General features: G+C 65.4%; 9 protein-coding genes, 1 tRNA gene and 1 pseudogene. 4 read left to right on the top strand and 7 right to left on the bottom strand.

Going from position 1 to position 13,714, the window contains the following annotated elements:
- Position 1 precedes the first annotated feature (1 nt).
- Positions 2-2,776 carry a type 2 lanthipeptide synthetase LanM family protein gene (locus GLA29479_RS21465; RefSeq protein WP_057972806.1) on the top strand — a complete coding sequence of 925 codons (2,775 nt, stop codon included), beginning with the start codon at positions 2-4 and terminating at the stop codon, positions 2,774-2,776.
- 52 nt (positions 2,777-2,828) lie between these two features.
- Here GLA29479_RS21465 and GLA29479_RS24900 read toward each other — a convergent pair whose 3' ends face one another.
- Positions 2,829-3,998, bottom strand: a complete 1,170-nt coding sequence (locus GLA29479_RS24900) for a ComEC/Rec2 family competence protein (protein WP_144436678.1) — start codon at positions 3,996-3,998, stop codon at positions 2,829-2,831.
- A 480-nt stretch (positions 3,999-4,478) separates the two neighbouring features.
- On the opposite strand from GLA29479_RS24900, the gene GLA29479_RS21460 reads away from it, so the two are divergent.
- A complete protein-coding gene (locus GLA29479_RS21460) occupies positions 4,479-5,873 on the top strand; it encodes a hypothetical protein (protein WP_144436677.1) in 1,395 nt (464 codons plus the stop codon).
- Between the two features lie 158 nt (positions 5,874-6,031).
- Here the strand turns inward: GLA29479_RS21460 and GLA29479_RS21455 are convergent.
- Both GLA29479_RS21455 and rnd read right to left on the bottom strand, forming a co-directional pair.
- Positions 6,032-6,107, bottom strand: a tRNA-Ala gene (locus GLA29479_RS21455).
- Between the two features lie 66 nt (positions 6,108-6,173).
- Complete coding sequence (rnd, locus tag GLA29479_RS21450) at positions 6,174-7,277, bottom strand: ribonuclease D (protein ID WP_057972804.1); 1,104 nt, start codon at positions 7,275-7,277, stop codon at positions 6,174-6,176.
- A 382-nt stretch (positions 7,278-7,659) separates the two neighbouring features.
- Between rnd and GLA29479_RS21445 the strand changes: the two genes are divergently transcribed.
- Both GLA29479_RS21445 and GLA29479_RS21440 read left to right on the top strand, forming a co-directional pair.
- Complete coding sequence (locus GLA29479_RS21445; RefSeq protein ID WP_248842773.1) at positions 7,660-9,384, top strand: formylglycine-generating enzyme family protein; 1,725 nt, start codon at positions 7,660-7,662, stop codon at positions 9,382-9,384.
- 171 nt (positions 9,385-9,555) lie between these two features.
- Complete coding sequence (locus GLA29479_RS21440; RefSeq protein WP_057972803.1) at positions 9,556-10,485, top strand: M48 family metallopeptidase; 930 nt, start codon at positions 9,556-9,558, stop codon at positions 10,483-10,485.
- A 262-nt stretch (positions 10,486-10,747) separates the two neighbouring features.
- On the opposite strand, the gene phbB (GLA29479_RS21435) is transcribed toward GLA29479_RS21440, so the two are convergent.
- The 4 genes and pseudogenes from phbB (GLA29479_RS21435) to GLA29479_RS21420 form a co-directional block, all read right to left on the bottom strand.
- Positions 10,748-11,488 (bottom strand): acetoacetyl-CoA reductase, encoded by a 741-nt coding sequence (gene phbB, locus GLA29479_RS21435; RefSeq protein WP_057918484.1) that lies wholly within the window; start codon positions 11,486-11,488, stop codon positions 10,748-10,750.
- 125 nt (positions 11,489-11,613) lie between these two features.
- Positions 11,614-12,099 (bottom strand): polyhydroxyalkanoate synthesis repressor PhaR, encoded by a 486-nt coding sequence (gene phaR / locus GLA29479_RS21430; RefSeq protein WP_036147922.1) that lies wholly within the window; start codon positions 12,097-12,099, stop codon positions 11,614-11,616.
- 300 nt (positions 12,100-12,399) lie between these two features.
- Positions 12,400-13,140, bottom strand: coding sequence for an acetoacetyl-CoA reductase (gene phbB, locus GLA29479_RS21425; protein ID WP_057918483.1), 741 nt, complete (start codon positions 13,138-13,140; stop codon positions 12,400-12,402).
- A 42-nt stretch (positions 13,141-13,182) separates the two neighbouring features.
- Positions 13,183-13,707 (bottom strand): annotated as a pseudogene (locus tag GLA29479_RS21420) (glutamate--tRNA ligase family protein); the annotation flags it as partial.
- Positions 13,708-13,714: the final 7 nt, after the last annotated feature.

Genomic DNA, 13,714 nt, shown 5'->3' with positions numbered 1-13,714 from the left:
CATGAGCAGCCTGGATTTCGACCGTTACTACATCGCCGCGATCTGCCGCGCCGAAGCCGAGGCCCTGCGCGGCGAAGTCGCCGCCTGTGTCGCCGCGAGCCGCCTGCCGCCGGCATTCCACGCGCCGATCGCCGACGGCGCCGGCGACTACCTGATGCAGCGGCTGTGCTGGATGTTCCAGAAAGTGTTCGTGTACGAACTCAACCGCTACGCCGCGGCTTCGCCGAAGCGCGACACCGCACAGACCGCGCCGACCGCGGTCGGCGACCCGGTGTTCGTCGCCTTCGTCCAGTCCATCGCCGGCGGCGACGCTGCGCGCGAACTGCGCGAGCGCTACGGCTTTCTGTACCAGCGCGCGCAGTGGTTCTGCGCCGGCTTTATCGAGTTCTTGGGCGAACACTTGGTTCATTTGACCGACGATCTTTCCGCTTTGGCGGCCTTCGGGGTGCACGCCGGCGACGCGCCCCTGCGGGTCGAATTCGGCCAGGGCGATCCGCACCGTGGCGCACGCGCCACGATCCGTTATCGCTTCGAACGCGTCGACCTGTACTACAAACCACGCGGCCTGGGATTGGACCTGTTGTTTGCGCGGCTGCAACGCCTGGTCGATGCAGACATGGCCGTGCTCGCTTCGATCGACCGAGGTCACTACGGCTGGCAACTCGGCATCCGCGGCGGTGGCGCCCAGGGTAGGGCGGCGGCCGAGCGTTTCTATGGTTCGCTCGGCGTCTGCACCGCGGTCGCGCATGCGCTGTGCGGCTCCGACCTGCACTTCGAGAACATCGTCACCGATGCGCAGGGGCAGCCGTTCTTCGTCGACGTCGAAGCCTTGTTCACCAACACCGCGCGCATCGACCGGGAACCGCCTTCTGGCGTGCCCTTGCTCGATGCCGAGCGCGAACTCGACCGCCGCCTCGGCGAGTCGGTACTGTCGGTCGGTGTCGTGTCGTTGCGGCGCACCCGCGAGGGTGTGTTCTCCGGCGCCGCACAAGGCGACAAGGTCGCCGCTCCGGTGTCGCGCGAGGTCGCGGTCGACGCGAAGACCGCGACCATGCGCCTGTCGCGGGTGCAGGAAGCGATCCAGATCGACAGCCCGGTGCCGAGGGTCGACGGCGAGCCGGCCGCATTCGCCGCGCATTTCGACGGCTTCAGTGCAGGCTATCGCCGCGCTGCCGCGGCCCTGGTCTCGCATGCCGACGGCATCGAAGCCCTGCTGCGCGACAACGCGGCGTTGCGATCGCGGCAGATCCTGCGCCACACCTATCTGTACGGCCTGTTCCTGGCCGAGACCACCCACCCGGCGCTGGCCGACCCGGTCAAGACCGATGCCTTGTTGCTCAAGCTGCGCCGCGAAGAAGCCAGCAAGCCCTTCCTGCGCCATCTCTACGCCAGCGAACGCGAACAGATGCTGCAGTTCGACATCCCGTACTTCGAAGCCCAACTCGACAGCCGCGACCTGCTCAGTCCCTGCGGCAAGGTCGAAGGCTTCTTCGAGCGTTCGGCGCTGGAACAAGTACGCGAACGCCTCGCGCATTTCGCCGATGAGCGCTGGATAGCGCGGCAACTGAGCTATGTCGCCACCGCCCTGGGTTGCGAAGGCGCACCCCGCCTGGAACAGACCGACATCGCCACCGCCGCGGCTGCCGTACTCGCAGAGCGCGCGGTGCCGGGCGAGGGCGACGGCAGCGTGCTGTGGACCTACAGCCCGCCGGCCGGCACGCCCGGCGGCGAGTTCGCGATCATGCCGATGGGCCCCGACCTCTACACCGGCCTGGCCGGCCTGCTGCTGTTCCTGTCGCGCCGCTGCGCGCACGGCGCCGACGCCGAGGAGCAAGCCCTGACCGAACGCCTAATCGCCACCGGCCGCCGCATCCTGGTCGAACGCAGCCCCATGCTCGGCAGCGGCGCCTACTCCGGCATGGAAGGGCTGATCCTCGTCCTGAGCGAAGTCGCCGGCGACCGCGGCGACCGCGAACTCGCCTCGCTGGCGCTCGAAACCTTCCTTGCCCGCGAATCGCAGTGGGACCCCGAGCGCCAAGACATCATCGACGGCGCCGCCGGCATTGCCCTGGTCGCCCTGGCCCTGCATCGCCAACACCCAGACCCACGCCTGCTCGACATCGCCCGACGACTCGCCGATCGCCTGACCACCGCCGCCCGCGACACCGCCGACGGCCCCGAGTGGTGGCTGCACGGCGTAGACCGCTGCGTCACCGGCTTCGCCCACGGCGGCAGCGGCATCGCCTTCGCCCTGATCCACCTCGCGCGTGCACTCGGCGACGCGAACATGCACGAACTCGCCTTGAGCGCATTACGACGCGAAGATCGGCTGTTTAATCCCGAAATCGGCCTATGGCCCGACACCCGCATGGACGAACCGCAGTACTCGCTGGGTTGGTGCAACGGCGCTGCGGGGTTTTTGCTCGCTCGGGCTGAGGCTTGGGACGATCTCGAAGACTGGCAGCGTGAGCATCTGCGTGCTGCGTTCGCGCGTAGCGTCGAGTGGTTTGGGCGGTTGGAGGACGATTCGCTGTGTCATGGCACCGTTGGTGTTGGGCTGGCTTTGGCCAAGGTCGCGGGCAAGCTGGGGTTTGCCTTTGATCTGCCGCAACCTGAGTCGATTGCCGACATGCATCACTATCGTTCTGGCTGGAGCCACGATAACGGCAATCTAGGCCTGATGGTCGGCCTGTCTGGGGCCAGGTCGACACTGTTGCGGACGCACGACGGTCGTGGCAGGGGCGAGCAGCCGTTCTGTCCACTCACCCTGACGTAGCTTCTCGCGTTATTGGAGATGACTCCACACTGGCCCGCTGGCTCTATATTTTCTACTCGCAGTTGCCCTTGCCGCAATAAATCGAGACGTTCGAGGAGCTTTTCCCCGCTGTAATGACGATGAGTCCGCTGGAATTCGTGCTGTACTCGGAAAGCGATGTCTTCATTTGTTTCCAGCCGTTGGCTTCGCCGCATTGGAGCTGGTGTTGTCCGACTTGTCGCAATTCGCCGGCCCCTCGATAGGTAGCCACCGCTGAGCAACGAGGATGGCGAAAATTGGCATGCGAGCCCGCCGAATAGACAACATAAGCAGGGCGGGTGGCATCGGCCCACTCCTGACTATTGCTATTTTCCGTTTCCGCTCCGTGATGAGAGGCGGCCAAGACGGTAGATTCCAGTGCATCCGGGTAGTTGGTGATCGCTGCTGCTTCGCTTGCGCCGGTTGCGTCACCGGTAAAGGTGGCACTGAAGGCGCCGAACTGGATGGCGAGCATCAGGCTCTTGGCGTTGGATGTTGTTCCATTGTTCACGCCGAGGACGTACGTGTCCGCGACGCCGCAGGCTAGATCGGCGACAGCCTCTCCATTATTGCTCCAGTTGACCCCAAGAGTGTCGTACACCGTGCCTCGGTCGCCCGCCGGCATGTCCATTATGTCGGTTACCCATGCGAGGAATGGTTCCTTGTAGTTGACGTAATCGTCACCCACCCAGAGTGACCTCACTTGTTCTGGGGTAATGACTTTATGAATCCAATTCACATGATCATCGTCTGGATGGCTAACGACGACGTGGACTTTGCCGTCGCCAATGATTCCTTGCAGGTATTCGCGAGTCGTTTCCACGTCGTAATGGGCGCTGCCCTTGGACCCGCAGTCGATCAAGAGCGGTAGGGCTCCACTCCCAGGACACTCCACTATCTGGCACGACCCGGTACCGACCGGAAGAAAATGAATGCGAAGCTGATCGACTCGTTTCGGCGGCAGCGAAGACGCATCGAACATGCCGAATGAGATGTTCGTACGCCGCTTCGGTTTGATCGTGCCCGTTCCTTGCGACGCAACGGACGCAAAGCGGCTTTCAATTTCCGCTGTGGCTTTTCTTGCGGTACCTACTTCGCTAGTCGACTCTGCCACTGGCTGAGAGGGCAGCGAAGCGCAGCCCGAGGTCATCGCAAGTGCCACCGCGATGAAGCAAGCGGAAAGATGCGGTATCGGGCGTTTCATTTGGCCATCCCCTGTGATCCCGATGCAGCCAACGCGTATGCCCGGCTGAACCGGCCAACATGGCTGCCCGAGACGAAATTTTGGGTGAGGCGGTGGGGTGTCGGTCTGCCAGAACAGGCTTCTTTCTGGCTTGCCCCGGATTTTGGAACGATCTCGAACTTTTCGACTACGGCTACGTATAGGCAGCCTACGGTCAGGTACCGAATGATTTTGTCGCTTAGTCCGTTGCGACGCGAAGAACGGCTGAGAATTCCGGTGTCAGCAGTCGCGCTGCTCAGGGAGAAATGGTGGGGTGGCTTCTGTCTATCGGTATCAAAGAGATCGTTTCAACTTTGCAATCGGAACCGCGACGGCCAAGCAAGAAGTGATGGTGAATTCTGAAGAGCGATAGCTGACCGATGGCGGACCCCGTTGGAGCGGCTGTCCGAGTTAACGGGGACTATGCGTTAGCTAAATACCCTTCACAGGATGGATGCCGCCATGAAACTTGCTGTTTTTCCCGTTTCTGTTTCGGACAACCCACGCGCTACGACCTTGACTCGGGCTTGGATCGAACGGGCGTGCGCCTCGGTCAAGCGCTATATCGAAGAACAATCCGGCGGTCGTAAGAGTCCGGATTTCAAGGTATTTGATTGGTTGGCTTTATCGATGACCCGGCAGCAATGGATGGCATTGGGAGGGAACGTTAGCTACACAGTGAATCAGGAGGTCATAAGCGTCTTGCAAGCTGATCTGTCCGGCTACGACAGATTTATCTACATCATTGATGACGGTGTTTCTACCAGTGGCGTGAGTGAGAACAATGAAATCAGGATCGGGGCGTTGGATTTCGATCCGGCCTTGCTGGCTCATGAGCTGACTCATGTATACGGCGCGGGAGATACTTTTTTGGACGCTCCTGATGGTCCAAAAATCTATGACGCGCTGTTCTGCATCATGGGGAGGGAGGGGAGCAAGCATTCGTTCCGTGATATGAGTCTGGTGTCGCCACACGACGGGGCTGATATCGGCCACGCCGATTGCGGTCCCGGAATGTGTGTCCCGACGCTGCTGGCGACGGGGTGGTTGGATCTGGCCAAACATGGAGTCGAAGTAACGGGATTCACCACTGGATTGACCGGCAGCACAGCGCGCATTCGCGCACTCGATGGTGCACCGCGAGAGGACGGTGGGTTGCCCGTGTGCTGTTTTGTGGATGACGGGGATCGGTACTTGGTCGAATATCGGTCTCCGAAATCCAGATGGGATGGCGGATTACCAGCCTCGGCCAATGGTTGGTTGGTGGTTAATCGCACCCCGCTCGACGGGCCGCTCACGACTCTGGAAGTCGCATCGTTTGCGGTGATGCCAGGGAAAACGGTGTCCTTCGGCGGGCCGGACAATATGTATCCCTTTGGCGCTGGGCCTCTTCGCTTATCGGTGATGGCTTGTGACGTGACCAATGGGACCGTGGATGTCCGTTTTGCGCGTCAACTGGGCAAGGCACCCCAGTACACGCAGCCGTTCGAGGGGTTCATCCCGGATGACGGCTGCTTGCTCTGGACACCCACATCCGGTTGGCGAAGCTTCCCAGCCAGATCGGATTTGGCTTTGGTGCTGGAGAAGGTAGTTGAACTCGACCAGATCCGAGACTTGGCCCGGGTTAGCGGCCGGCGCTACGCCATGAACTTAGCCGGAGCGAGCGAACGACAGCACGTGGCCTTGCAGGAAGCAGTGGCCCAGATAGGCAGCAACATGCAAACGCCCAAGGGCAAGTTGATGGCTCAAACGGGGCGCTTGCGTCAACTGCTGCATCCCAACAATTCAATGTTGGACAGGCGTGCGCTAACTGAGGAATTGGAGAACCTTCAATCGATTGTTCAACAAGTCCAGTAATGCTCTTGTGTGCCATCACAGGCTAGTAGCCCGACCGGTTCCCCGCGGTCTACGCGGACAAGCCCGCAACGTATGCCAGTTGCTCGAGTGCCTATAAGGCCATTGTGATTCAGGCATAAAAAACCCTCGAAAACCAAGGGCTTTCGAGGGTTCTGGATTGGTGGAGCGGAGGAGGATCGAACTCCCGACCTTCGCATTGCGAACGCGACGCTCTCCCAGCTGAGCTACCGCCCCACTTCGGGGATCGAGTGTAGCGGGCCGGGCTGGGGGGCGCTAGTCCTTGAGTTCAGTTCCTCGGGCTCAGCTCTGCTGGGCCAGCAAGGGGGCGAGGTCGGGTTCGAGCGCGGCGCGGCGCCAGCCGGACAGGGCGTCGGGCCAGTCGCCGTGGTCGAGCAGGGCTTCGAGCCAGCGGCGCGAGGCGAGCACGCCGTCGGGCAGGCCGAGGGCGGCGCTGCGGGTGGCCACGGCTTCCTGCAGCTGGCGCAGGCGCTGTTTGTCGCGGGTTTCGGCGACGCCGGCGTCGGGGGTCTGGTCTTCGTCGGCCAGTTCGGTGCTCAGCGCGGTCCAGATGGCATCGCCGAGTTTGCGCGGGGCCTTGGGGTGGGCGTCGAGCTGGCGCTGCAGGGCGTCGCGGTCGGCCGGGACTTGGCGCGCGATCGAGACGGCGAGTTCGTTGTCGAGGATCCAGCTGCGCGGGCGGTCGCTGTCGCGCGCATAGGCGTCGCGCCAGCGCAGCAGGCGCACCAGGCGGCGTTGCGCGGGGACGTCGAGGAATTGGGCGCTGCGCATCGACAGATGCGGCCAGCGTTCCGGGGCTTCGTTTTCGGCGTTGAAGACGGTGCGGGCGGCGTCTTCGTCGAGCCAGGCGCGGCGGCCGAGCGGGGCGAGCAGGCCGTCGAGGGCGTCTTGCATGGCGAACAGGTGGCGCACGTCGTCGGCGGCGTATTCGAGCTGCGAGGGCGAGAGCGGGCGGCGCATCCAGTCCGAGCGGGTCTCGCCCTTGGCGAGGGCCACGCCGGTCAATTGTTCGACCAGCTTCTGATAGCCCAGGCCGCTGCCGATGCCGGCCAGGGCCGCGGCCTGCTGGGTGTCGAACAGCGGCTTGGGCACCACGCCGCAGGCGTGCTTGAAGGCGACCAGGTCCTCGCTCGGGCTGTGCACGATCTTGAGGATGCTCTCGTCAGCGAGGATCGGCGCCAGCGCTTCGGCGATGCCGGGGCGCAAGGGGTCGACCAACAGGATCGTCGGTTCGTCGGCGTCGGCGCTTTCTATCGCGATCTGCACCAGCGCCAGCTGCGGCCAGTAGGTGCGTTCGCGGATGAATTCGGTGTCCAGCCCGATGCGTTCGGGCTTGACCTCGAAATGCGCTTGCAGCGCGGCGGGGGTGGTGATCCAGACGGGCATGTTTCGGTTCTTTTGCGTGGCCGGCGTCGAGGTTGCCGGGGCGGGCGACAATAGCCTACTTTTCGCGGCGACGGGTCGCGGCGGCCTGGCCCGGCCAGGGTGCGCAAGGCGGCAGGCCAGGCCAACCGGCACGCGCAGAGCCGCCTGTGGCTGTAATCGCGTGCGCCGCCTCGTTCGGACCCGGTGCGCACCACATTGCCTGAACATGGCGCCGCGGTCGAAGCGATATGCTGCGTCCCATCGATCGCCAAGACGGTTCCGGAGAGGTTGCAGGTTGCGCGCATTGATGTGGTCAGGCATCGCCGCGATAGGGCTGCTGGTCGGGTGCACCGATCGGGGCGGTAAGGCGTCGTCGCAGGATGGCGGCGCGCGCGCGCCGATCGTGACGATCAGCGCCGACCAGGCGGTGTCGCCGGTGCCGCCGTGGCGGGCGCCGGCCATCGCGGTCACCGCCGAGAACCTGGACGACTTGAACAAGCGCGGCGAAGCGGCGCTGGCCGCCGGCCGGCTGCATGCCGATGCCGATTCGGCGATCCCGATCTATCTGGCGCTGCGCGCTTACGCGCCGGACGACCGGCGTTTCGCCAAGGGCCTCGACAAGGCCGTGGCGCTGTTGCTGGTCGAAGGCGATACCGCACTGAAAGGCATCGACGACGAGCCCCTGTCCCTGCGCGGCGCCCACGAGGCGGCGGCGGTGGCGCGGGTGGCCGCGCCCGAGCACCGCAAGGTGGTGGCCTATCTGGAGCGGGTCGACCGCGCCGACCAGGCCCAGGAGGCCAACCGCCTCGGCGAGGAAGACTTGAACGCCGGCCGGGTCGGCGAGAACGGCAAGGGCGGGGCGCTGGCGCGGTTCCGCGAGGCGTTGGAGCTGCGCCCGAACGATGCGCGCGCCTCGCAGGGCATCGCCGCGGCCGAAAGTGCGTTGATCCGGCGTGCCGAACTCGCCGCCGACCGCGACGATTACGCCGGCGCCGAGCGTTGGCTCGCCGCGGCGGCGCAGGTGCGGCCGAAGTTCGACACCGCATCCAGCGCTCAGGGCCGCATCGCGGCGCAGCGGCGGGCGCGGATCGGCGGCCTGCGCGACCAGGGCATCGCCGCGCTGCCGAAGTTCGGCGGCATCGACGTCGCCCGCGGGCATCTGGCGACCTTGCTGCGGATCGCGCCGGCCGGCGACCCGGCTGCGGCCGAACTGCGCGAGCGCATCGAGCTGGCGACCCATTACGGCTTGTTCCGCCCCGGCCAGGTGTTCACCGATGCGATGAACCTGGGCGGGCGCGGGCCGGCGATGGTGGTGATCCCGCACGGCGCGTTCCGCATGGGCGCCGAGCCCAGCGAGGCGGGCTCGACCGACGCCGAGCGGCCGACCCGCAACATCCGCTTCGAGCGCGGCGTGGCGATGTCGCGCTACGAGATCACCGTCGGCGAGTTCCGCCGCTTCATGAATTCGACCAAGCACCGTGCCCGCGCGGCGCGCCGCGGTTATTCCACCGCCTACGACGAGCGCAGCGGCAACCTGGTGCGGCGCGGCGGGGTCGACTGGCGCTCCGATTACGCCGGCAACCCGGCCGCCGACAACCTGCCGGTGGTGCATGTCAGCGCCAAGGACGCGGTGGCCTACGTCGAGTGGCTGTCGGCGATCACCGGCCAGCGTTACCGGCTGCCGAGCGAGGCCGAGTTCGAGTACGCGCTGCGCGCCGGCAGCCAGGGCGCCTATCCCTGGGGCGACGGCTCGCCGCCGGCGCGGGTCGGCAACCTCACCGGCAGCCTCGATGCCTCGCCGAGCCGGCGCCATTGGCGCAACGCCTTTCAGGGCTTCGGCGACGGCGCCTGGGGGCCGATGCCGGTCGGCAGCTATGCGCCCAATGCATTCGGTCTTCACGACATGGCCGGCAATGTCAGCGAGTGGGTGGCCGATTGCTGGCACGACAACTACCGCCGTGCCCCGCGCGACGGCGCGGCCTGGTTCAATCCGGGCTGCCGCACGCGGGTGCTGCGCGGCGGTTCCTGGTCGAGCTCGCCGGCGCAATCGCGCGCGGCGTGGCGGCAGGGCACCAGCGCGGACACCACCAACGGGCGGCTCGGGTTCCGGATCGTGCGGGAAATTTGAGATCGATCGGTTTGAGTTGATGGGTTTGAGTTGGGTGGGCGCGGACCCTCGACAGGGTTCATGATGGAATCGCGCCGCTCGCAGGAGGCAGGCGGGTACGGTGGTCGCGGCTTCGGCCGCGGCCGGCAATCAACGGATCGGGCCTGGGCCCGTGTAGTGGGGAGTGTGGAAATGAGGATCGATCCCATGGGTGGCGCGAGTCGCGGGCAAGGGCGGCGCGGCTTCGGCGGGTTCCGTTGGTGGATCCTGGTGCTGTTCGCGATCTACGCGGCGTGGTCGTGGTTCGGCAGCGCCCAGACCGACCCCTACACCGGCGAAAAGGCCCACTACGGCACCACCGCCGACGAAGAAATACAGCTCGGTGCGCAGGCGTTCCAGCAGGTGCTCGGCGACGCCAATGCGCAGCGCGCGCTGCTGCCGGACAACGCGCCGCAGAGCCAGGGTGTGCGCGAGATCGCCCAGCGCCTGATCAGCAAGGTGCCGCAGGTGACCGAGTCCTTGGCGGCGAGCAACGGCCAGGCCGCGCCGACCGACTACCGCAACTTCCAATGGAACGTGGCGGTGATCAACTCGCAGGAGGCCAACGCTTTCTGCTTGCCCGGCGGCAAGATGGCGGTCTACACCGGCTTGTTCCCGGTGACCCAGAACAACGACGCCTTGGCGGTGGTGATGGGGCACGAGATCGCCCATGCGCTGTTGCGCCACGGTTCGCAGCGCATGGCCCAGCAGAAGCTGGTGCAGATGGGCCAGATCGCCGCGGGCATGGCGGTCGGCGGCATGGACCCGCAACAGCAGCAGATGGTGATGGCCGCGCTCGGGGCCGGCGCGCAGTACGGGCTGGTGCTGCCGTACGGGCGCAATCACGAAACCCAGGCCGACCAGGTCGGCTTAATGTTGGCGGCGGCGGCCTGCTACGACCCGCGCCAGGCGATACCGCTGTGGGAGCGCATGTCGGAGCTCGGCGGCGGTCAGCGTCCGGCGGAGTTCGCCTCGACCCATCCGGATCCGGCCAACCGCATCCAGACCTTGCAGGCGTTGATGCCGAAGGCGCTGCAGTTCTATCAGGCCAATTGCGCGAGTCGGCCGTTGGCAGCGCGCTGAGAGCAAATCCCCCTAACCCCCTCACCACAGGGGGGAACGGCAAAGGCAAAGGCAAAGACGCTGTCGATTGCTGCCACCAACAAAAAACCGCCGAGAGGCGGTTTTTTTTGTTGCGGCGATAGTCTCAGGTCTTCAGCCTTTCCCGATTCCCGATTCCCGATTCCCGATTCCCGATTCCCGATTCCCGATTCCCGATTCCCGATTCCCGATTCCCGATTCCCGATTCCCGATTCCCGATTCCCGATTCCCGATTCCCAACCCCTCAGAAACTCATGAACAAGCCGCCGTTGACCGGAATGTTGGCGCCGGTGATGAAGCCGGCGTCGTCGGCGGTCAGGAATTCGACGGTGCGGGCGATTTCGCTGGGTTTGCCGAGGCGCCCGACCGGGACGCTGTCGACGATGCGGCTGCGGATGTCTTCAGGCACGGCCATGACCATCGCGGTCTCGCAGTAACCCGGCGATACCGAGTTGACGGTCACGCCCTTACGCGCCACTTCGCGCGCCAGCGCCATGGTGAAGCCGTGCATGCCGGCCTTCGCCGCCGAGTAGTTGGTCTGGCCGAACTGGCCGGTCTGGCCGTTGACCGAGCTGATGTTGACGATGCGGCCGAAGCCGCGTTCGGTCATGCCGTCGACGGCGTGGCGGCACAGGTTGAACACGCCGTCGAGGTTGACCCCGAGCACGTCGTCCCAGGCGCGCTTGTCCATCTTGCGCAGGCTGCCGTCGCGGGTGATGCCGGCGGCGTTGACCAGGATGTCGATGCCGCCGTCGTCGCCGACGATGCGTTCGATCGCCGCGCCGCAGTCGTCGTAGTCGGCCACGTTGGCCGCTTCGAAGCGGATGTCGAACTCGCGGGTAAGGCCGGCGAATTCGGCGATGCGTTCCTCGCGCGAGCCCAGGTCGAGGGCGACGACGCGGCGGCCGGCACGGGCCAGCGACAGGCAGATCTCGGTGCCGAGACCGCCGATGCCGCCACTGACGACGGCGATGCGTTTGTTCATTGAGTTTCTATCTCATGCGTAAGGCGCGGTGCATGCACGCGCCCGGGCCGTCCCCCGACGGCCCGACAGGAAAACACGCGCCACGACCGCAGTCGGTCAAGCGGCGCGCAACAAAAAAGCGCGGCTCAACGCTCGCGCTTGTCGGTCTTCTGCTTCGGCGTCGTGGGCTGGCCTACGTTGCCGGACAGGTTCTGCTGGAACTCTTTCCACAAGGTCAGATTGCGCTCGGTGAGCTGGTTCATCATCGCCCAGGGCGTCTGCCCGAGCATGCCGCCCATCTGGTTGCGGAACTGTTGCTGCTGATCTAGGAACACCTGCATCGAGCGTTCCAGGTAGTTGCCCATGAAGCCCTGCAGCGAGTCGCCGTAGAAACGGATGATCTGGCTCAGCAACTGGGTGGAGAGCACCGGCTCGCCGTCTTGCTCGTGTTCGGAAATGATCTGCAGCAGGACCTGGCGGGTCAGGTCGTCGCCGGAGCGCGCATCGCGGACTTCGAATTCTTCGCCATCGACGATCAACTGCCGTACGTCTTCGATGGTGATGTAGCTGGAGATCTCCGTGTCGTAAAGACGACGGTTCGGATACTTCTTGATAATTCGGGTCGAGGCCATGGAGCTTTGGCTCTAAAACGTGGTGCCTTGCAGCATGGCTCAGGGCGCAAGGGCTTGCAACAGGTACGGCGCTCCGGGCTGCGCCGCCCGTCGTGGCGCTTGCCTGCGTAGCGTTTCGGCGGGCCGGACGATGCCGCGCAGGACCCGTTGCGGGCCTGCGGAGGGTGGCGGGCAGGACGATTGCGCGGCGCGGCCGCGGCGGTGTTGCGTCGAAGCGGGAAGGCCGGCCGGGTCTAATGCCGGAACCGGAGACCCTGAACAGGTCTCCGGCGCGGCGCAGGTCCTAATCCAACCCGGCTTTTACCAACCCATGTACTGGCCGCCGTTGGCGGACAGGTTGGCGCCGGTGATCCAGCTGGCTTCGTCGGGGATGAAGAAACCGACTGCGTAGGCGATCTCGTCCGGCGTGCCGAGGCGGCCGGTCGGGATCTGGGCGACGATCTTGTTGCGCACGTCCTCGGGCACGGCCATGACCATGTCGGTGCCGATGTAGCCCGGCGAGACCGTGTTGACGGTGATGCCGAACTTCGCGTTTTCCTGCGCCAGCGAAATGGTGAAGCCGTGCATGCCGGCCTTGGCCGCGGCGTAGTTGGCCTGGCCGTACTGGCCCTTCTGGCCGTTGATCGAGCTGATCTGCACGATCCGCCCCCACTTGCGCTCGCGCATGCCTTCGATCACCGGACGGGTGACGTTGAAGCAGGAGTTGAGGTTGGTGGCGATGACCTCGCTCCACTGTTGCGAGGTCATGCGGTGGAAGGTGGAGTCGCGGGTGATGCCGGCGTTGTTGACCAGGATGTCGACCGGGCCGAGCTGGGACTCGACGCCGCGGATCAGGGCTTCGGCCTGTTCCGGCGATGAGACATCGCCGCTGGCGATCGCCACGTCGATGCCGAGTTCCTTCATCTGCGCCTGCCAGGCGCGGCCCTTGGCTTCGTCTCGATAGTTGGTCGCTACCTTGTGGCCCATCTTGGCGAGGCGTTGGACGATCGAGGTGCCGATGCCACCGGTACCGCCGGTGACGAGTGCAACGCGTGACTGCATCTGTACTCTCCTTGACCGCGACCGCGCGGTCTCGGACCGATTCTAGACAGCATTCGTCAAAGGATCGTTGTGCATCGCGGCGAGAGCGTTAGCACATTTCGGAATCTGTGCCGGACTAAACGAAACCTGTGCGCGTTCGAGCAGTTCCGTGACAGTCGCTACCGCGTCCAGGGCCTGCGGTTCCTGGCCGAGGCTGCGCCAGGCGGCCCGCAGCGCGGGTAGGGGATCGGCCGCATCGACCGGCTGGGCGGCATCGGACTTGGACAGTTTGCGGCCCTGCGCATCGAGCAGCAGCGGCAAATGCGCATAGCGCGGCGTCGGCAAGCCGAGCGCGGCCTGCAGCAGGATCTGGCGCGGCGTCGAGTCGAGCAGGTCGGCGCCGCGCACGACGTCGCTGATGGCTTGCGCGGCGTCGTCGACCACGACCGCGAGTTGGTAGGCCCAGTAGCCGTCGGCCCGGCGCAGGACGAAGTCGCCGACTTGGTTGGCGACGTCCTGCGATTGCGCGCCGAGGATGGCGTCGTCGAAGCCGGCTACGGCGCCGTCGGCGACGCGCAGGCGCACCGCCGGCTGC

Source organism: Lysobacter antibioticus (genome assembly GCF_001442535.1).
GTDB classification, from domain to species: domain Bacteria; phylum Pseudomonadota; class Gammaproteobacteria; order Xanthomonadales; family Xanthomonadaceae; genus Lysobacter; species Lysobacter antibioticus.
The sequence above is the reverse complement of the archived record's forward strand: the minus strand, read 5'-3'. Positions and strand labels throughout refer to the sequence as shown.

Bases quoted from the DNA above. Each gene is read 5' to 3' on its own strand.
- GLA29479_RS24900 (WP_144436678.1), bottom strand. From the start codon at position 3,998: ATGAAACGCCCGATACCGCATCTTTCCGCTTGCTTCATCGCGGTGGCA.
- GLA29479_RS21460 (WP_144436677.1), top strand. From the start codon at position 4,479: ATGAAACTTGCTGTTTTTCCCGTTTCTGTTTCGGACAACCCACGCGCT.
- GLA29479_RS21465 (WP_057972806.1), top strand. From the start codon at position 2: ATGAGCAGCCTGGATTTCGACCGTTACTACATCGCCGCGATCTGCCGC.
- GLA29479_RS21440 (WP_057972803.1), top strand. From the start codon at position 9,556: ATGAGGATCGATCCCATGGGTGGCGCGAGTCGCGGGCAAGGGCGGCGC.
- phaR (WP_036147922.1), bottom strand. From the start codon at position 12,099: ATGGCCTCGACCCGAATTATCAAGAAGTATCCGAACCGTCGTCTTTAC.
- rnd (WP_057972804.1), bottom strand. From the start codon at position 7,277: ATGCCCGTCTGGATCACCACCCCCGCCGCGCTGCAAGCGCATTTCGAG.
- phbB (WP_057918483.1), bottom strand. From the start codon at position 13,140: ATGCAGTCACGCGTTGCACTCGTCACCGGCGGTACCGGTGGCATCGGC.
- phbB (WP_057918484.1), bottom strand. From the start codon at position 11,488: ATGAACAAACGCATCGCCGTCGTCAGTGGCGGCATCGGCGGTCTCGGC.